We start from the raw sequence: 607 nt of genomic DNA on the forward strand, positions 1-607 counted from the left end.
TGTAGATTACAGCCAAGTGGAAGGTCTCTCTATCGAGATTCAGGAACGGCTCAATCAAGCACAACCTGAAACATTAGGCCAAGCCTCTCGCATTCAGGGTGTAACACCAGCAGCCATCTCATTGATACTCGTTCACTTAAGAAAAGGGAAACTCCCAGTTAAAAACCGAGAAAAGGATTAATAGCATTATGCGTAAAGCCATACTAAGAGTCGCGTTATCATCACTACTTGCACTATCGTTAGGCTCTGCAAATAATCTTGAGTCAATCTTACAGCAGACTCAAGACTCTAAAGTGACCTCGCTCTTACATTACCAAAGTGATCCTTTACTTCACTTTAAAGATCATTATGGCTTTACGCTCTATGATTATGCTTTAACTCAAAAGAAGGGAGAGCTACTCGCTTGGCTCAAAGGGGAAAAGATTGATAGCGGCGTGGAATCTAAGCTAGTACAACAGGCTCAAGTGTGGCTCTATCTCCTCAAATATCCGGTCGATAACTTAGAGGGCCATATTACTGAAGCCTTCCAGAATGATATCGCCTATTATCAAACGCAGGAGAAGCTTCCTCATATCAATGCAATCACTCCCGAATGGCTTATTCCATT

Annotated in this window: 2 protein-coding genes; both read left to right on the forward strand. The window is 42.3% G+C overall.

What is annotated here, in order from left to right; translation table 11 throughout:
- A partial coding sequence (locus FK268_RS26010) for a tRNA modifying enzyme MnmG family protein (protein ID WP_205124539.1) occupies positions 1–181 on the forward strand: 181 nt, incomplete at its 5' end.
- A gap of 112 nt (positions 182–293) precedes the next feature.
- The coding region (locus FK268_RS26015) for a hypothetical protein (RefSeq protein WP_146437840.1) at positions 294–607 on the forward strand (314 nt) is incomplete at its 3' end.

The organism is Tsukamurella sputi (assembly GCF_007858445.1).
Classification (GTDB): domain Bacteria; phylum Actinomycetota; class Actinomycetes; order Mycobacteriales; family Mycobacteriaceae; genus Tsukamurella; species Tsukamurella sputi.